Source organism: Bacillus hominis (assembly GCF_030348325.1).
Taxonomy (GTDB): domain Bacteria; phylum Bacillota; class Bacilli; order Bacillales; family Bacillaceae_G; genus Bacillus_A; species Bacillus_A hominis.
On the sequence record NZ_JAUCFS010000003.1, the window covers coordinates 56,947 to 76,288 of the forward strand.

At 34.8% G+C, this 19,342-nt stretch carries 14 protein-coding genes and 4 pseudogenes; 8 read left to right on the forward strand and 10 right to left on the reverse strand.

Annotated features, from left to right (window positions below; translation table 11 throughout):
* Positions 1 to 3: 3 nt before the first annotated feature.
* On the reverse strand, positions 4 to 1,416 hold the full coding sequence (locus QUF93_RS00710; protein WP_289361074.1) for a YfcC family protein: 1,413 nt from the start codon (positions 1,414 to 1,416) through the stop codon (positions 4 to 6).
* A gap of 270 nt (positions 1,417 to 1,686) precedes the next feature.
* On the opposite strand from QUF93_RS00710, the gene QUF93_RS00715 reads away from it, so the two are divergent.
* The 3 genes from QUF93_RS00715 to tnpB (QUF93_RS00725) all read left to right on the forward strand — a co-directional run bounded on the left by QUF93_RS00715 (position 1,687) and on the right by tnpB (QUF93_RS00725) (position 5,917).
* Positions 1,687 to 3,732, forward strand: coding sequence for a sigma 54-interacting transcriptional regulator (locus QUF93_RS00715; RefSeq protein ID WP_289361075.1), 2,046 nt, complete (start codon positions 1,687 to 1,689; stop codon positions 3,730 to 3,732).
* Positions 3,733 to 4,177: 445 nt separating this feature from the next.
* A complete protein-coding gene (locus tag QUF93_RS00720) occupies positions 4,178 to 4,600 on the forward strand; it encodes a DUF1801 domain-containing protein (protein ID WP_289361076.1) in 423 nt (140 codons plus the stop codon).
* A 195-nt stretch (positions 4,601 to 4,795) separates the two neighbouring features.
* Entirely contained in the window at positions 4,796 to 5,917 is a 1,122-nt protein-coding gene (gene tnpB, locus QUF93_RS00725) for an IS200/IS605 family element RNA-guided endonuclease TnpB (RefSeq protein WP_289375108.1), read from the forward strand.
* 635 nt (positions 5,918 to 6,552) lie between these two features.
* On the opposite strand, the gene QUF93_RS00730 is transcribed toward tnpB (QUF93_RS00725), so the two are convergent.
* A complete protein-coding gene (locus QUF93_RS00730) occupies positions 6,553 to 7,983 on the reverse strand; it encodes an IS4 family transposase (RefSeq protein WP_289375109.1) in 1,431 nt (476 codons plus the stop codon).
* A 230-nt stretch (positions 7,984 to 8,213) separates the two neighbouring features.
* Entirely contained in the window at positions 8,214 to 9,644 is a 1,431-nt protein-coding gene (locus tag QUF93_RS00735) for an IS4-like element ISBce2 family transposase (RefSeq protein WP_080019313.1), read from the reverse strand.
* A 195-nt stretch (positions 9,645 to 9,839) separates the two neighbouring features.
* On the opposite strand from QUF93_RS00735, the pseudogene QUF93_RS00740 reads away from it, so the two are divergent.
* Positions 9,840 to 10,094 (forward strand): annotated as a pseudogene (locus QUF93_RS00740) (IS4 family transposase); the annotation flags it as partial.
* A gap of 48 nt (positions 10,095 to 10,142) precedes the next feature.
* Here the strand turns inward: QUF93_RS00740 and QUF93_RS00745 are convergent.
* The 4 genes and pseudogenes from QUF93_RS00745 to QUF93_RS00760 form a co-directional block, all read right to left on the reverse strand.
* On the reverse strand, positions 10,143 to 10,322 hold the full coding sequence (locus tag QUF93_RS00745) for a DUF8096 family protein (RefSeq protein ID WP_289361081.1): 180 nt from the start codon (positions 10,320 to 10,322) through the stop codon (positions 10,143 to 10,145).
* A gap of 266 nt (positions 10,323 to 10,588) precedes the next feature.
* A pseudogene (locus tag QUF93_RS00750) lies at positions 10,589 to 10,898 on the reverse strand (hypothetical protein).
* Between the two features lie 404 nt (positions 10,899 to 11,302).
* A complete protein-coding gene (locus QUF93_RS00755; RefSeq protein WP_289361082.1) occupies positions 11,303 to 11,818 on the reverse strand; it encodes a hypothetical protein in 516 nt (171 codons plus the stop codon).
* 239 nt (positions 11,819 to 12,057) lie between these two features.
* Positions 12,058 to 13,059 (reverse strand): helix-turn-helix domain-containing protein, encoded by a 1,002-nt coding sequence (locus QUF93_RS00760; protein WP_289361083.1) that lies wholly within the window; start codon positions 13,057 to 13,059, stop codon positions 12,058 to 12,060.
* Between the two features lie 403 nt (positions 13,060 to 13,462).
* Here QUF93_RS00760 and QUF93_RS00765 point away from each other — a divergent pair, with 403 nt between their 5' ends.
* Positions 13,463 to 14,635 (forward strand): tyrosine-type recombinase/integrase, encoded by a 1,173-nt coding sequence (locus tag QUF93_RS00765; protein WP_289361084.1) that lies wholly within the window; start codon positions 13,463 to 13,465, stop codon positions 14,633 to 14,635.
* Positions 14,636 to 14,710: 75 nt separating this feature from the next.
* Here the strand turns inward: QUF93_RS00765 and tnpB (QUF93_RS00770) are convergent, their stop codons facing one another.
* Positions 14,711 to 15,832, reverse strand: coding sequence for an IS200/IS605 family element RNA-guided endonuclease TnpB (tnpB, locus tag QUF93_RS00770; RefSeq protein WP_289361085.1), 1,122 nt, complete (start codon positions 15,830 to 15,832; stop codon positions 14,711 to 14,713).
* A 268-nt stretch (positions 15,833 to 16,100) separates the two neighbouring features.
* Here tnpB (QUF93_RS00770) and QUF93_RS00775 point away from each other — a divergent pair, with 268 nt between their 5' ends.
* Positions 16,101 to 16,319 (forward strand): alpha/beta-type small acid-soluble spore protein, encoded by a 219-nt coding sequence (locus QUF93_RS00775; RefSeq protein WP_289361086.1) that lies wholly within the window; start codon positions 16,101 to 16,103, stop codon positions 16,317 to 16,319.
* Positions 16,320 to 16,590: 271 nt separating this feature from the next.
* Here QUF93_RS00775 and QUF93_RS00780 read toward each other — a convergent pair whose 3' ends face one another.
* A complete protein-coding gene (locus QUF93_RS00780; protein ID WP_131231528.1) occupies positions 16,591 to 17,433 on the reverse strand; it encodes an SDR family oxidoreductase in 843 nt (280 codons plus the stop codon).
* Positions 17,434 to 17,746: 313 nt separating this feature from the next.
* Here QUF93_RS00780 and QUF93_RS00785 point away from each other — a divergent pair.
* Positions 17,747 to 18,376 (forward strand): annotated as a pseudogene (locus QUF93_RS00785) (IS6-like element ISBwe3 family transposase); the annotation flags it as partial.
* Between the two features lie 62 nt (positions 18,377 to 18,438).
* Here QUF93_RS00785 and QUF93_RS00790 read toward each other — a convergent pair.
* Positions 18,439 to 18,552, reverse strand: a pseudogene (locus tag QUF93_RS00790) (IS6 family transposase); the annotation flags it as partial.
* A gap of 251 nt (positions 18,553 to 18,803) precedes the next feature.
* On the opposite strand from QUF93_RS00790, the gene QUF93_RS00795 reads away from it, so the two are divergent.
* Positions 18,804 to 19,100: a WXG100 family type VII secretion target gene (locus QUF93_RS00795; protein WP_289361087.1), complete on the forward strand. Its 297-nt coding sequence runs from the start codon at positions 18,804 to 18,806 to the stop codon at positions 19,098 to 19,100.
* Positions 19,101 to 19,342 lie beyond the last annotated feature (242 nt).

Consider the following 19,342-nt stretch of genomic DNA (forward strand, 5'->3'; position numbering starts at 1 on the left):
AAATCAGAATGGACCATATCCTATGAAGTGAGCTATGATAACAGCTACTAATCCGATGAGATAGTGAATGAACACAAGTGGCAGAATCCACTTTGCCCACTTTGTCCAAGAAATTCCTGCAATCGCCAAGCCTGCCATTAAGGTCGTAGCGGTCGGAAAAATCATATTTCCGATTCCATCAGCAAAAGAGAAAGATAACACTGCAGTTTGGCGTGTAATACCCAATAAGTCTGCAAGTGGCACCATAATCGGCATTGTCAGCATCGCATGGCCAGTGCCAGATGCTAGAACAAAATGAATAAGAGCTTGGAAATTGTACATGCCAACAACGCTTAAATAGTCCGGAATATGCTTGATTGATACAGATAATTGATGCAGCATAGGGTCAACGATATGTCCCTCATTCAATACAACAAGAATGGCGCGCGATACACCAATAATCAAAGCACCGCCGAGCAAGGATGCAGAGCCGTTTATAAAGGAGTTAACAATCTGATCTGCAGATAGTTTGCCGATGATTCCAATTATTATTGTCAATAAAAGGAATAAAGATGTGATTTCTGTAATATACCATTGGAATTTGATTACACCAAACGCCAAAACGATATAATTAATTACAAAAGCTCCTAAGATGAACTTATGTCTTGTTGTTAACTTCCCACTTGATTGCAGTAACTTTTTCGCGTCTTCTTTTGTATACTTTCCGTAGATTCCTATAGAAGGATTTTTCTTTACTTTCATTGCGTAACGATAGATATAAAGAACTGAAACAAGGTAGACGATAACAAATAAAATAAGACGAAACACTATGCCTGAGAACATCGGTAATTCTGCGATTCCTTGGGCAAGTCCTACTGTGAAAGGATTCATGATGGCAGTTGTAAACCCTGATAATGCTCCTACTATGACGATAGCAGTTCCTGTAATTGCATCAAATCCCAGAGCCAGCGCCAGAGGAATGATAAGTGGAAGGTAAGCCAGAGTTTCTTCCGCCATCCCCATTAAAGAACCACCTACAGCGAAAAACAGCGTCACGGCAGGAATCAATAGTTTTTCACGCGTCGCCAACTTCCTAGCCAATGAAGCGATAAGCATATCAACCGTACCTGTTGCTCGTAAGACACCAAAAAAACCTCCGATAATCAACAAGAAAAATATAATATTGCCGGCTTCTACCATTCCCGTATGAACAGCTTTTATCATATCGAAAAATCCGACCGGAGTTGATGCTATCGATTTAAAAGAATTTGGGTCTACAGTTGTCCGGTCATTTACTTCAATCCGTGCATATTCTCCGGTCGGCAAAAAATAAGTTAATAGGGTCGCTATTACGAGAATGCCGAACAGCAATACAAAAACATTAATTTTTTTCTCTTTTTTTCCAAGCGAAACAGTCTGTTCGTGTAGTTGGCTCATATGTGTTCCTCCTTTGTATTTAAAATAAATGGGTTGAAATAGAATGCTTACCAAAGTGCCGCCAATAGACTATGTTCTTTTTCGCGTATTCTGCTGTTTACCTCCTTTTCATAACCTCGGACACTTCATCGATTTATATATGCAATATCTGTGCCAGTATTAATAGATTGATTTTTAAGGGGATCTTTATGGTAAGATTCGAGTTTTTGGTTTTTATTGTTCTTTTTTGGCGATATAATAGAACCAATTTAAACGTAGGCAGGTGTTTTAATGTCAAAATTTTCACTTACACTCATAGCTGGAAGCTCAAAAACAAAGCAAGCCTTACAGGAGCAACTGGAACAATTGCTTGGAGACTATGTTCATATTAAAAGCTATGCTGCGGATGAGGGAATACCGCAGTCTCTTGAAGATACAATTATTTTGTATTCATCAGCTTCTGTTTATGATCAAACAAAAGGTATGTATAGCGTGAATGCTGAGAAAATAATTGTGGGAAAGAGAACAGTTCATCATGAATACATTGATAAACTTTTAAGAATACCTGAAGATTCATCAGTTCTAGTGGTGAATGATAATGATGATGCAACAATAAATCTTATTGAATCCTTATATCAACTTGGTATAAATCATATTCAATTTATCCCTTTTCGGAAGGGGGTATTGTTTTATGATGATGTTCGAATTGCTGTTTCGCCAGGAGAAACACATCTGTGCCCTTCTTACATAAAAGAAGTAATTGATATAGGTGTACGTCTTTTTGATATGACAACAATCCTGGAGGTTGTAGAATGTTGCGGTTTGAACAAGGATATATCCTCGAAGGTTTCAGAAAGGTATATTAGCAATATCATTGAATTACAACGTAAGCTATTACATGCAGAGCGGGATGCTAAGCAGATGAGCGAGCATATCCAAAATGTGTTGGGAACTGTCGATGATGGAATATTGGTCGTTAACCAGGAAGGACGGATTACGGTAATCAATGAACGTCTTACGGCATTGTTTCATATTGTGGCACAAGATGTGGTTAATGAGTATATAGAACATGTGATGAGTCGTCGGGATATTACCGATTTCATCATGAATGGAAAGGATGAAAGCAAGTTCTTCAACATAGATGGCGTGGATGTCGTAATTTTTCGATTGCAAATGGTGCAAGAAAATACAATTGTCGCAACTTTTAAGAGTGTACATCAAGCCTTTGAAATTGAAAAAACAGCGCAAAGAGAAATGCGTAATAAAGGATTTCATACAAAATACGGATTTCAGGATATTATCGGCGAACATATTGTAATGAAAGAGCGTAAGCGAATCGCCAAGAAACTTGCCTTATCAGAACATCCGATTTTAATTCAGGGTGATACAGGAACAGGAAAAGAACTGTTTGCCCATGCTATTCATGAGCATTCATTGCGAAAAAACGGACCGTTTCTGGCTGTAAACTGTAGCGCATTAACAGAGAACCTGCTTGAAAGTGAATTGTTCGGTTACGAAGAAGGGACATTTACAGGAGCACAAAAGGGGGGCAAGAAAGGTCTGTTTGAATTAGCGGATAACGGAACTATCTTTTTGGATGAAATCGGCGATATAAGTCTTACAGTTCAATCACATCTGCTGCGCGTTCTGCAGGAGGGAGAAATCCGAAGAATCGGCGGTGTAAGAATTATACCTGTTAATGTTCGAGTGATTACCGCAACAAATAAAGATCTTCAAGGAAAGATACGTGCCGGTTCATTCAAAGCCGATTTATTTTACCGACTGAATGTACTTAATCTCTGTATTCCACCACTCATTGAGAGAAGGGCGGATATACCAATTTTGATTAAGCATTTCATCACAAAGAGCGGAAAATGGGTAAAGATAGAACAAGATGTGCTGGAGTATTTCATGCAATATGAATGGCCTGGGAATATACGGGAACTAAAAAGCACAATTGATTATATGCTAACGATTTGTGAGGGAAATGTCGTGACGAAAGGAGATCTTCCGTCAATGCTGGGACAAGAGGGGGGCCGCATGACATCCGAATATTCCATATGTGGAAGTATACTGGAAATGAAGGAGCATGTTTTTATCTTGGAAGTAATCAAGCAATGCAACGAAAAAGGAAAAGCAGCAAGCAGAGATCTGCTTTCAAGTAAAAGCAAAGAATCAGACTTTGTTTTATCCCCTCAGCAAATTCGCCGCCGCCTGGATATTTTAGAAAGTGAAGGATTTGTCGTAAAAGGCAGAGGGCGGGCCGGTACAAAGATCACTGATGCCGGAATAGAGTATTTGTATTTTCTTAAATCAAAGTCTGCTGTGTATTGCTAAAGAAATCATTCCTATATTTTGATTGTGAATGGAAATGATATAATTAGCCATTACTAAAAGCGCTATTCATTCTGTAGAATCAAAGGAAAAGATGGCGGTTTTTTAGGTACTGGGCCATAAAAGATGGTTGATATTAAGCCATCTTTTATTTTTTATCATGAAAATTAAATTTGAAATCATAATTTTCTATCCTAAATAAAAAAATAAGCTTATTTTTTTATTTAGCTGTAGAGATAAATAAATTTCACGTACCGTATTTTATATTAATAAAAAAATTCAGTAATACGGGGATTTTAAGCGATTCAATTATCTTTATTCCCCATAATGGACAGAAAGTTAAAAAAGGAAGCAGTTAGTATATTAAAGTTGAGAGACTTGTATGATGAGCTCTATATTATAATTATATATGTTATGAAAACTATATCTAAAAAGGAGTGATTTTAATATGTACAAACTTAAAACAAAAGAAACTAACAATAGTGTAATTGAATTTATTGAAAGTGTTGAAAATCTTAAAAAACGAGAAAACGCATATCAATTATTAGATATATTTACTGAAACAACAGGCTATTCAGCAAAAATGTGGGGACCAAGCATTATCGGCTTTGGAACATACCATTATAAGTATGCATCTGGTCATGAGGGAGATGCTCCATTAGTAGGGTTTTCCCCAAGAAAAGCTAAAATTAGTTTATATTTTGCAGCTGGTGATCCTAAGCGAGAGGAACTATTAAAAAGCTTTGGAAAATACACCTCTGGAAAATCATGTATTTATATTAATAAAATAGCAGACATTGATAGTAATGTTCTAAAGGCGCTAATCAAACAATCTGTAAGTTTTTTGAAGGAAACGTATCAAAATCATTAATGAAATTTATCATTTTAGCCAAGAAGACTCCTTCCTCAAGGAACGCGAAGTGAGTAGGTGGGAGATGAATTGGCTTCGGACAAGGGATGGCAGGAGGCCATCTTAATTGTTCGACATACATAAGCTGTTACTTCACTACCTATCGAATGTACGTTTGTTGTATAATAGAAACATACCGAAATGGAGGTGAAATGAATGATGATTAATAAAGCATATAAATTTCGTATCTATCCAAATAAAGCACAAGCAACCCTAATCAATAAAACGATTGGCTGTTCTCGTTTTGTATTCAATCATTTCCTATCTCTATGGGATAATGCATACAAAGAAACAGGGAAAGGTTTGACATATGGTACATGCTCTGCCAAACTCCCTGCCATGAAGAAAGAGTTTGTTTGGCTAAAAGAAGTGGATAGTATCGCGATTCAGTCGTCTGTTCGCAACCTTGCGGATGCTTATACACGCCTTTTCAAAAAACAAAACAATGCCCCGCGTTTCAAATCTAAGAAGAACAACGTACAATCTTATACCACAAAACAAACAAATGAAAACATTGCCGTTGTAGGAAACAAAATAAAATTGCCAAAACTAGGTCTTGTTCGATTTGCCAAAAGTCGTGAAGTAAAAGGACGTATTTTAAATGCTACAGTTAGACGGAACCCTTCTGGCAGATACTTTGTGTCATTGTTAGTTGAAACAGAAGTGCAAGCACTTCCGAAAACAAATTCTTACATTGGAATGGATGTGGGACTAAAAGATTTCGCCATTTTGTCAGATGGAACAACCTATAAAAATCCGAAGTTTTTTCGATCATTAGAAGAGAAGTTGGCAAAAGCACAGCGTGTTCTTTCTAGAAGAATGAAAGGATCTTCTCGCTGGAATAAACAAAGAGTAAAAGTAGCTAGAATTCATGAATACATGACGAATGCTAGAAAAGATTACTTGGACAAAATCTCGACTGAAATCATCAAAAACCACGATGTTATCGGTATAGATGATTTGCAAGTATCGAATATGTTAAAGAATCATAAGTTAGCAAAAGCAATTAGTGAGGTATCATGGTCACAGTTTCGAACTATGTTGGAATATAAGGCAAAATGGTACGACAAACAAATCATTGTCGTATCAAAAACATTTGCTTCAAGCCAATTATGTTCTTGTTGTGGATATCAAAACAAAGACGTTAAAAATCTAAACCTACGTAAATGGGACTGCCCTTCTTGCCATACACACCATGATAGGGATATTAACGCAAGTATCAATCTAAAGAATGAAGCGATAAGGCTTCTAACCGCAAGGACTGTGGGGATAGCCTAATAAATTAGAGTTCGATAGAACTCTTTACTTAGGAATCCCCCTCTTCTAAACGAAGTGAAAGTGGGGGTAGTTCAAAGAATTACTTTGAATATTTTCTAGAATGCCCCTTCATAATCAGAATCGTGTCCGTATTCCTTCAGGCGCTGGTATTAATATAAGTAGACAATAAAAACGTTATGTAAATAATGTAAGGTGTCACAAACTTTAATATATTATTGTGATTGAATAAAGTAACACTGGAGTACACGATATGAAACGCTAAATTAGAGAAATAAAAAAGTCCCACATAATTATATGAGGGACTTTTTTACCAACTGGCAAAAAAATGCAGATCAAGAATTATGAAACGTTTTAATTGAAGGAGACACGTGCAAATATATGTTAGATTACTTACGTATCTCTTGATGGTATGTTCTTATTTTCGTAGTGTTAGTAGAGAATAATAATTCGGATATTAAAAGAAATAGGCGCTCATTTGAGTGTCTTTTCTTTATGGGGTATCACCACATCGCTATCAAGCTAAGCTTATGCAAAGTCAATTTTAGACGAGATTGTTTCTTTTTTCTAAAGGGCAAGTGTAGTTGATTAAAAGATTTGCATACGAAATAAACCCTAGCGGGTTTCATTTTTTTGAATTAAGCGGCTTGATTATAAGACAGGGTACAATTGTAAACGACACCTAATATATCAAAGACCGTTTTTTTCTCATATCGATGAGATTTCCGCCCGTTTTGCTGTAGGAGATTGAACAGGCGAAGTAACACCTTTGATAACTCTTGGATGTTTTTTTGTATAGTTTGGAATAGAAGAAGAAAATAATCTTTAATCATATATATGGCTTTATACTCACTAAGCTCTCGTTTTTTCTTCATGAGGAGCAATTGGCGCATCTGAAACATGATAGAAGAACAGAGTAGAATGGCAATCAACTGACCATATAAATGGCACTCCAATCGTTCTGGTTTTATCTTTTTACAATGATGAATTTGAAAGAATGACTTCCACGTTTTAAATAAAATTTCGATTTGCCAACGCAAAGAATACCAGTCATGTACCTGTCCCATCGGGACAATATCTGTAGGGGTGTTTGTCATATATACATTGATACCACTGAGTCGTTTACTACGAGGAGAATACTTCATTCCTTTCTTTTTTTCTCTTACAGCTTGATCTTGTAATCGTTTTTGTTGCTGTTGTTTTGTTAATCGATGAACAATTACACGAGCTGGCACTTTATCATTCATTCCTACATAAGCATCAGCAATTTCACATGTTTGTCCTGGCTGAAGAGAGTTCATTACCGTCTCCATATCTATCTGTATATACTCTGTACCTTTCTTAATTCTTCCATCTTGAAAATAATCAGGGTTAGGATTTTTTTGATAAATACGTGTATTCGACTTGATACGAGAGATATAGTAGGCCTCTTTATCTTGTATATATTGAAGGTCTTTTAAATGAAAATAACCTAAATCTCGGATACATAAATCATTCGCCGTCACAGTTGGGGCACACAGAGAGCCGTAAGTGCGATCATGTTGTTTACCTGGACCTGTATGAATATGTAGGAACTGTCCACTTAACAAATCATACTCAAGTTGAATTTTTATCCCAGCTGTATGGCTGCAGCCTCCTGCACCTGGATAAACCGATGAAAATACATCCGGGAGTTGAAATGCAGTTGAATCTAAAATACGAATACGCTTGAAAACAGAAGTGTATGGAGAAGAAAGCGGCATAGATGCGGCCAATTTTTTGCTTAATAGTTCGGCTAGTAGGTGTTGTAAAAGTTGGACGGCCGCCTTATTAAATCGTTGATTCAGTCCCTCAGGACTGATAAGTACTGCTGTTGATGCTTCTAAACAGCTAGATAACTGAGTTAAAGAAGTCCTAGCTACATTTTGGCTCACCCATACACATAAAGCTACTAAATCTTTTGCTTGGTACTTACTGGTTCGTTGTACAAAACCAACATCTCTAGCAAGATTCCGTAAGGTATTTGGAGATAAAAAACTTTGAATCTCTTGAGCAAATAGTTGTAATTCGTCAGACACAGAAACAGACATAAAAAACGCCATCCTTTCTTATGATTCTACAGAAAGAATAACGTATTTTTTTCATTTTGAGGATATTTCTTTTTATTAGCTTGATAGCGATGGGGTATCACCACACATCCATCAACTTAACGTATATTTTTATACAAAATGCGGTCTTTCCACGTAGTTTTTTATTATCTTTTATAGATGTTATAAAAGTAGGCACATCAAATAAACCCTGACGGGTTTCAAATTTTTCGCTATGCTACCTGATGGGCAGAAGTGGTATACTCATACACAACACCTAAAATATCAAAGACTGTTTTTTTCTCATATCTGTGAGATTTTCGTCCGTTTCGCTGTAGGAGGTTAAACAGACGAAGGAGAATCTTTGATAATTCTTGGGTGTTTTTATGTAGTGCTTGATGAAAAAGTAAGAAATAATCTTTAATTATGTACATCGCTTTATATTCACTTAGTTCTTTCTGTTTCTTACGTAACAGGAGTTCTCTCATTTTAAACATAGTAGAAGAACATAATAGGATACTAATGAGTTGTCCATAAAGGTGGCATTCTAATCGCTCTTGTTTAATAGATTTACAACGATGAATTCGAAACCAAGATTTCCATATTTTAAATAACAGCTCAATTTGCCAACGCAGTGAATATAAATCATAGATTTTCTCTTTCGGTACCCATTCCGTAGGAATGTTTGTCATATATACCGTAATTCCTTGTAAAAGTTTCGTACGCTCTGTATATGTAATCCCTTTTTTCTTTTCGCGAATAGCTCGATCATGTAGACGTTTCTGTTTTTGCTCCTCTGTACATCTATAAACCACAATGCGAGTGGGTAGTTTGTCTTTGCTCCCTACATATACATCATGTAATTCATACACTTGGCCAGGTTGTAATTGGTTCATGATGTCTTCCAAATGAATTTGTATATATACCGGTCTCAATTGAGCAGGTTTTGTTTTAAATACCACTGTTTCGAATTCTTTTCTATATATTTTAGTTGGTAATTTAAGACGCGATAAATAATACCCTTCCTTATCTTGGATCGATTTAAAGTCTTGTAAACGAAAATACCCTAAGTCACGAATATATAGTTCATTCTTTTGTGTCATGTCCATTCGAGTCGCCCCATATGCCTGATCACTTCGTTTTCCTGGTTCAATTTTCACATCAGAAAACTCTCCACTCAACAAGTCATACTCTAATTGAATTTTCACACCAGCTGTATGACTACAGCCTCCGGCACCAGGATAAGTAGCTGCGAATCGATCTGGAACTTGAAAGGTTGTAGAATCAAGGATGCGAATCCGCTCAAAGTAAGCAGAAAGAGAATGAGAAATTGTAGATGATCCTCCAATTTTAGCTTGTAGAAGTGTAGTAAATACATTTCGAAAGAAGGCTACAGAAGCCGAGTTAAATCGTCGATTCAGTCCCTCAGGACTTAATAAAATTCCTGTTGAAGTTTCTAATTGACTACAAAGTTGAGTAAGAGAGGTTGTAGCGATTTGTTGATTTAACCATACACACAAAGATAAAAAATGGTGCCCATGGCACTTACGTTTTCGTTTCATTCCACCTGCTTCTATAGCTAATTGATTAAGTGTAGCGGGAGACATATATCGATATAACTCTTCGGCAAATAAAGACAGCTCTTGTTTTTGATGCATATTCATAAAAAGCACGTCACCCTTTCTCATTAACATAAGAGAATAGTAACGTGCTTTTAAGTTTAAGAATAGTCTAAATCCTTAAGTTGATGGATGTGGGGTATCACCACATCACTATCAAGCTAATAAAAAGAAATGCCCCCTAAAATGAAAAAATACGCTATTCTTTCTGTAGAATCATAGGAAAGGATGGCATTTTTTATGTCTGCTTCTGTGTCTGATGAATTACAACTATTTGCTCAAGAGATTCAAAGTTTTTTATCTCCAAATACCTTACGGGATCTTGCTAGGGATGTTGGTTTTGTACAACGAACTAGTAAGTATCAAGCAAAAGATTTAGTAGCTTTATGTGTATGGGTGAGCCAAAATGTAGCTATGACTTCTTTAACTCAGTTATCTAGCTGTTTAGAAGCATCAACAGAAGTACTCATCAGTCCTGAGGGACTGAATCAACGCTTACCTTGAGAAGAATATAAAATGAAATGAAAAAAGCCCTGGATAGGGCTATATGATTTTCTTCATGCCGCATTGACGACATTCTCTCAAAAAGATGAAATCTTTAACGGAACTTTTAAATGAGGTATTGCCACAATTATCACAGCGACCACTAACTTTATCGGGGAACTCTATGTATGTGTATATTTTGCTCAGATCGTATTCTTGTTTAGGATCTATATTTTCCATTTTTCTCACCTACATATCAATCTGACTTATATAGCTTAACCATAATAACATGAAGTGTTCACTTAGTGGATACTTTTTATTTTGTAAGAGATAAAGCAATGTATCTTTTTTATAAACGGTACAATTTTATTTCAAAGTTACAGCAAGGATAAGGAAATATCTCCATCCTCACAAGGGAATCGCCCTGGATTTTTGTTGTATTGATTAATATATTTATTCATTTATATCCAGATACGATGCATATATATTGTTTATAGAAAAAATAATTAATGACGCCTTCTCTTTACTTCTTTCCGTTGGTTTGTTTGACTATATTTTTTTATGAGTGTTTCAACCCTTTTTATAATTAGGTAACTTTAATATAAAAACAGAAATCGCAGAAAAAATGCAAAATATAACCATTGCAATCATCCAAAGGTTAATGTCATAGTCATATAGCTTACTAAAATACTTTTTGTCACGAGTAATATAGCTTACATTACTGTCAATTGCTTCGAGAGTGTAGGGAATAACGCAAAAGGAACCAAATAACATAACAATTGTTCCTAGAATGAAACTGAGTATATGTTTTATCATGTTCTATTCTCCTTTAAGTATGTTTGACTATATACGCTCATTTAGTATAAATGGTTTTGCTGCACAGATTGTATTTATTTGAAGGAATAATATAAATTTCTATTGGATTCTATATTTAAAAATGGATTTTCAGCACAACACAAGAAAGCTAAGATAAGTAAATACATCGAAACTAGAAAATTAGTATCTCTAGGAGAAAATGTACTGTAAAGTGATAATAAAATTATATAATTCTGATTTGAAAATATAAGAGCCTCGCTACAAATAAAATTATCAAGACCTAATTCTAAAAAAAGATAAATAAATTAAAGGACATAACATATTTTATATGACTAATATGTTATGTCCTTTCTTGTTCAACTAAAGCACCCGTTAGTTCAATAAGAAAAAATTATCTATGATTATTAAAGTGGGCCACCTTCAAAACCAATAGGCCACCCATCGTCTTTAAATTTTACTTTATACTGAAACTCAAAGTGACCATCAAAAATAAAAGCTAAACTAAACCCTGAAAATATGTAATCGTCAAAATTAACCATCTTTCCAAAACATATTGTGGATAGATAGTAGTTCTTCATATCTTGATTAGGGAAGAATTTCTGTAAATATTTTAATGCACAGCTTATGTGTAGATGGAGTTCATCGAATATTTTTTCTGCCATTTCGATAATCTCCACATTGGGATTTTCATTATTCCCTTGAATAATAATATCCACATCTTCCCATTCTCCAATATTAATACTATAAAACCACCGTTCTTGAATGAGCAACTTCTCATTTTCGTATACAGTGGGATTAACTAGGTTTAATTTTTTCACCTCATCTTTAGTTAACGGTTTATCAAGAATAAGCTTTTTATGCAAAATGTCTTTGATATTAGAGACAATATATTTAGATTCGTTTAATTCTAAAGAGTCCATTTTCCACCTCATAAATTATAAAATAAAGTAAATTCCCCTTTATTTATTTCATCATTTTTATTGAACTACCCTGCACCGCTAGTTCAATAAGAATTAAACAACTTTATTATTTTTCAAAGTATTTTATTATAAATTAAACAACTTTATTATCTCTGCACATGTACAGTTTTTTCTGGAGTTGAATAATTTAAAAAGCGTAGGAAGATTAAATTTCTACGCTTTTTCTTCTTAATAAATATTTATTGTTGTTCTAAATCTCTTATATAAGATTTCACAGCTTGCAATAAGAATTCTTCCTGTCCCATACCTGCATTTGCTGCCATTTGCACTATTTTTTGCTTAAATTCATGTTCTGCATGAAAAGTTAATGAATCTACATTACTTTTAAAGTAAATACCTTCTACATGTGGAAGGATCGTGCCGGATTTCATATGAGAATGTAAGTATTTAATCTCCTCTTGAAACTGCAATGGATCAACTTGTAATACGAAAGGTTTAATTTCTAATTTGATAGTATCAGATGAAATACTCAATCGCATATTTGTGACACCTAGCTCTTTATAAAATAAATTTAATAGATTATAAGTGATGGAATTAAATAGCTGAGGTTTTTTAAATGAAAAAGATAAATACCCTCGTTTCGTAATTACCGCTTGTTTATGAAAAGGCTCAAAGGAATAATCATGTTCCTTATAAGTGGATAGAGGGAAAATTTCTTCGTCTTCTGTAAGAATCTTGCCGTCTGCTCCATTGATCTCTATTACCCTGGCTGTTTTTCCGGTATGTTGATGTGTTAATAATTGATATAAATATATATCTTCTTCTTGAATCTTAGTAATGAATGCTTTTCGCTCTTTTGATGTAGTTTTTTCATAAGTAAGTTGAAAAGTTTCAAGGTCATCTTTATCAATGATATATACTTCTTTTCCACGTTTTTCAATCTTTGAGGCAGGTAATTTACCAGATTTGATATATGTAAAAACTGTGGATGGTGCTACATTGAGAATTTCAGCTGCTTCTTTTGTGCTATAGCCTTCAACCTCTTCAATATTTTTTAAACGTTCAATATCCTCTAAATAGTAAATCTTACTACCGAATTGCTTCCAGTTATCTTTATATACACATTCTATTAATCCATCTTTTTCTTTTTGTAAAATTGTTTGTACCGTTACTCCTAATAAGCCGGCTGCCTCTTTTGTCGTTACAGTAGGTTTTGTAATGAACAATAAATCTTGTGTCATGTAAGGACACCTCCATAACTATTGTTTGCTAGTATTTTAGATATGTATATATCATATCAGAATATGATTTATATTTAAAATGAGAAATAGAATTTATTAAAGATCTTATACATTTTTATAGTTTAATAATATTTGTAATTCATTTTATATTTTAATGAATTTTTATAGTTGATTTTATAATAAAAGTAATATAAAAGTTGAGTAGTTAATCATTAAATGATATCTATTTACTAATAAATTATTAAAAAATATAAGTATAGGTAAATAGAGAAGAATGTAGCATTCTTATAGAAAGAATATGAGTTATCATTTGTATAATTGATAGAAGTGAAATAAAATGATAAGTATAGTTAATAAAGATAATTGTATTCATAATCTTTAATAGGAGAGGTGAATTTGAAATATGGATAATAAAAGTGGAAGTGAAAACTTACCTATTATAAATAATCAAAGTGAATATATAGATACATATTTAGAGAATATAAGTGATATCGTTCCTTTCCTGCATAACAATAGTTATGTAGATAAGGTAGAAGAGAAGATGGAGGTTGCAGAAAAAGAGGGAAAGAGTAAATATACGTATTTAAGTGATCTGGAAGTCATTTATCATTTCGTACATTTACAAAAAGATATGGATGAGAGGAAGAATAGAAAAGAGGATACGAAAAAGAGTTATGTATCTGAAATCTTATTATTTTGTCAGTGCATGGTGCAGCATGCAGAAGAGTTCGAATTAAATGGGGAAGAGGTACAGCAAAATGCCTCTTTACTGAAAACATTACAACCATGGCATATTCGTAAATATAATTCTTGGTTGAAGCAAGTAGAGAACGGTAGGAATAGTGACACGTATGCAGTCGCAACACTTGCAAAGAAAACAGTACTTATTCGTTCTTTTTTAAAACACCTTCATGTATTTGCTTATATTGAAAAACCTCTTCATGAAGAACTGCAGCGTGCAAATGTAAATGAACAGGATCGACCAAATCGGGACCTATCGTATGATGAAGTTATGAAAATCTTAGGGTTTTATAAAGAAAGAGGGCATTTAGTAAACTATACAATTTTATTAGCCCTGGCAAGTACCGGTGCAAGAATTCAAGAATTGTGTACAACAAGAGTCAAAGATTTACACTATGACGGAAAGCACTGGTTAAAAGTAACGGGCAAAGGGGATAAAGTACGTGAACTTTTCATTTCGGAACATTTGTATCAGTGCATTTGTGAAATGAGACGAAGAAGAGGGTTCCAAACTGTATTGGATCAAGGAGATGAAAGTCCTTTATTTGTAAATCAAAGGGGGAACTTTTATAATTCAAAAACGTTATCGAGTCAGGTAACAGATATGATAAAAAAGACAAATTTAGAGTTTCTGCAGTATCGTGAGAATCCAGTAACGGCGCATACATTCCGTCATGCTTTTGCAATCATGGCCGTTGAACAAGGAAATGCGGATCTATATCATTTAATGCAAACGCTGGGGCATGAAAATATCCAAACAACAAAAATCTATTTAGAGAAGCATATGAAACGGAAGAATAATGTGGGTACTTCCTTTGCGGATATGTTGCAATGATTGAACTACCCCCACTTTCACTTCGTTTAGAAGAGGGGGATTCCTAAGTAAAGAGTTCTATCGAACTCTAATTTATTAGGCTATCTCCACAGTCCTTGCGGTTAGAAGCCTTATCGCTTCATTCTTTAGATTGATACTTGCGTTAATATCCCTATCATGGTGTGTAAGGCAAGAAGGGCAGTCCCATTTACGTAGGTTTAGATTTTTAACGTCTTTGTTTTGATATCCACAACAAGAACATAATTGGCTTGAAGCAAATGTTTTTGATACAACAATGACTTGTTTGCCGTACCATTTTGCTTTGTATTCCAACATAGTTCGAAACTGAGACCATGATACCTCACTAATTGCTTTTGCTAACTTATGATTCTTTAACATATTTGATACTTGCAAATCCTCTATACCGATAACATCGTGGTTTTTGATGATTTCAGTCGAGATTTTGTCCAAGTAATCTTTTCTAGCATTCGTCATGTATTCATGAATTCTAGCTACTTTTACTCCTTGTTTATTCCAGCGAGAAGATCCTTTCATTCTTCTAGAAAGAACACGCTGTGCTTTTGCCAACTTCTCTTCTAATGATCGAAAAAACTTCGGATTTTTATAGGTTGTTCCATCTGACAAAATGGCGAAATCTTTTAGTCCCACATCCATTCCAATGTAAGAATTTGTTTTCGGAAGTGCTTGCACTTCTGTTTCAACTAACAATGACACAAAGTATCTGCCAGAAGGGTTCCGTCTAACTGTAGCATTTAAAATACGTCCTTTTACTTCACGACTTTTGGCAAATCGAACAAGACCTAGTTTTGGCAATTTTATTTTGTTTCCTACAACGGCAATGTTTTCATTTGTTTGTTTTGTGGTATAAGATTGTACGTTGTTCTTCTTAGATTTGAAACGCGGGGCATTGTTTTGTTTTTTGAAAAGGCGTGTATAAGCATCCGCAAGGTTGCGAACAGACGACTGAATCGCGATACTATCCACTTCTTTTAGCCAAACAAACTCTTTCTTCATGGCAGGGAGTTTGGCAGAGCATGTACCATATGTCAAACCTTTCCCTGTTTCTTTGTATGCATTATCCCATAGAGATAGGAAATGATTGAATACAAAACGAGAACAGCCAATCGTTTTATTGATTAGGGTTGCTTGTGCTTTATTTGGATAGATACGAAATTTATATGCTTTATTAATCATCATTCATTTCACCTCCATTTCGGTATGTTTCTATTATACAACAAACGTACATTCGATAGGTAGTGAAGTAACAGTTTATGTATGTCGAACAATTAAGATGGCTTCCTGCCATCCCTTGTCCGAAGCCAATTCATCTCCCACCTACTCACTTCGCGTTCCTTGAGGAAGGAGTCTTCTTGGCTAAAATGATAAAATAGAAGAAAATAGTTAACTCATGTATAAATATCATAATTAAGCACATGTTATATACAAATATAATGGAGGTGCAACGATGAATATTCAAAGACACGAAAATAATGCAAATGAAGTTCATATTTCAGTTGCTGCAAGTGCTATTGAGCAAATGAAGTATGAAATTGCTCGCGAATTAGGAGTCACACTTGGACCTGATACATCATCGCGTGCAAATGGTTCTGTCGGTGGAGAAATTACAAAACGCTTAGTTCGAATGGCCAAGGAACAATTAACAGGAGAATATAGATTACACTAAGAAAAAGAATCCATTTTTTAAAAATGGATTCTTTTTCTTTTCTTTACATAAACTTCAAAATAATGATTGTGAATCTAAAAAAATGACCTCTTAGATTTCTTTGTAAGCACTTTGGAAATTCACATCAATGACATAGGTATCGATGTGAATTAAATCTTATATGAGTGGTTACAGGGTGGTTAAACGGCGTTTTGTTTTTTGTAATTTTAATTCCATAATACTTAAGCCAATATAATACAAATTCATTTGTAAGTAATTTTTTGTTAAATAGTTAACCGTTTATAATTTCCCCACCATTCACGTGCAGAATTTGTCCTGATATGTAAGATGCATCTTCGGATGCCAAGAATACATAAGCAGGTGCCACTTCAAACGGTTGACCGGCTCGCTTCATAGGAACATGGTCTCCAAATGTGGCAAGCCATTCTGGAGGCAAGGAAGATGGAATTAATGGAGTCCAAATTGGTCCTGGGGCAACACCATTAACTCGGATCCCTTGCGGTGCCAGTGACGATGACAGCGAACGTGTAAAGGAAACAATGGCTCCTTTAGATGCCGCGTAGTCAATTGCATCTTGATCTCCATGATAGGCACTAAGGGATGTTGTATTTATTATGGAGCTCCCTGAATTCATATATGGCAAAGCAGCTTTCGTCAAAATAAACTGAGAAAAAACATTTGTGTGAAAGGTACTTGTTCGTTGGTTAGAATCTACATCAAGTAGACTGTTCCTTATGTATAGTACACCGGCATTATTCACCAAAATGTCAATACGACCAAATTGGTGAATTGTCTGCATTACTGCTTGTTGGCAATGCTGCTCATACCCAATATCACCTGGAATGGTAATGCAACTACGGCCATACTTTTTAACATAGAACTCCGTTTCTTTTGCATCACTATGCTCATTTAGGTATGAGATTGCTATGTCTGCACCCTCTTTCGCGAATGCTACAGCGACAGCCCTCCCAATTCCACTATCCCCACCAGTTATAAGCGCTACCTTATTTATAAGTTTACCGGCTGGTTTGTAATTGGGGTTATCAAATATAGGTCTAGGTATCATTAATGATTCAATGCCAGGTTTACTTTGTTGTTGAGGCGGGAAACCCATCACATTCACTCCTTTTGGAATTTTCCTATAATAAATGAAATTCTGATATAGGTTATGATTATCATCAGGAAAATATATCCTTACCAAAGAATTAAATAGAGGAAGTGAAGGGGGATTTACTCCATCAAGGTGTAATATCATTTCCTGTTATTTGTAAAAAGGTATTAGTTTTTCCCTTTAGGGGTAGCACTACATGCCCATCAAGCTAAGATTTTGAAGTAATCCAAAACAAATATTTTATTTCACCTTTTTATTTGAAAAAGAAAATCATGATTTTCTCTAATTCAGCCCAATTTAAAACCTCATCAATAATTACAATTTGAGCTTTCGTAACCTGGTGGAAATGATGGAGGAAAGAGGATTATCAATTGCTCACACAACGATTATGCGCTGGGTTCATCAATATGGACCTGAATTAGAAGAGAAAGTACGACATCATCTAAAATCAACCAATGATTCATGGAGAGTCGATGAAACCTATATTAAAGTAAAAGGGCAATGGATGTATTTATATCGTGCCGTTGATTCAAAAGGGAATACCATTGATTTTCATCTAAGTAAATCAAGAGATAAACAAGCCGCCAAGTGCTTTTTCAAGAAAGCCCTGGCTTTTTCGTACGTTTCTAAACCTCGCGTGATAACAGTAGATAAGAACCCTGCCTATCCTGTAGCAATTCAAGCGTTGAAAGAAGAAAAACATATGCCTGAAGGCATCAAGCTAAGACAAGTTAGATATCTCAATAATATAGTGGAACAAGATCATCGTTTTATTAAGAAACGTGTGCGTTCTATGTTAGGGTTCAAGTCTTTTGGCACAGCTACATCCATTCTTGCAGGAGTAGAAGCTATGCATATGATTAAAAAAGAACAGATTGATTTACGGGATCAGTCTGTTCAAAATCAGAAAGAATTCATCCATCAATTGTTTGGGCTAACAGCATAAAATACAATTCTGCTCGAAATATATGCGCTATATTCTCTTTTATTTTATCTTTGCACCAGAACCATCATTTCCACCAAATCACGAAAGCTTAAGTTGTACCGTAGGTACCAACGTACAGTTAACAAGAAGATGTCTGGTTGATAATGTTTCCACTTAAATGAATTCTCCTTTTCCATACTGATCACACCCCTTTTATAGAGTAGTACTATCAGTATGTCCAAGTTTGATAGACCATTTTCATATACTTCAAAAATTTTGCACCAGACCCCCTTTATTTATATGTATAAACAAGAAAAAACGACAATATATGATAAGAATATCCAAAAAAGTAAAAAAATCTTTTCAATTATTCTACTTATTGTTATAATTCAGTAAGTAAAATCAAATTTCGTTTTACAATTTTTAAGAATTGATAGGAGGAATATAAATGGCTGGACAAATTCGTATGAGCCCAGAGGAGCTTAAAGCAAAAGCAGCTCGTTATGGTAACGGTGGTCAACAAATTGAGGACATTCTACGCGATTTAACAAATTTACAATCAGACTTACGCGCAGAATGGGAAGGTCGTGCATTCGAAGGGTTTGACCGACAATTTATCGAATTAGCACCGAAGGTAAGAAATTTTGCCCAATTACTACATGACATCGAAAGACAATTGAAGGATACAGCAGATGCTGTGGCACGACATGATCAAGAATTATCCCGTAATTTTGGACTTAGCTAATTACGGTGATGTTTGTTAGTAGATTAGGGGATTTTTCATGCTTTACATAGTAACGGGCGCGAGTAAATCCTCTGAGTAGTGAGCCACGCAGCAAGTGCTGCGTGGCTTATTTATTGGGGTTATTTGTAAAAAAAGGGAGAGATGCTGCTATTTTTCTTGGGATTATACTACAAAATAAATATAAATGCTGAGTAAAAAAAGTATAAGGTAGCTTGAAGTTTGTTTGTATCTCTCCCGCATTA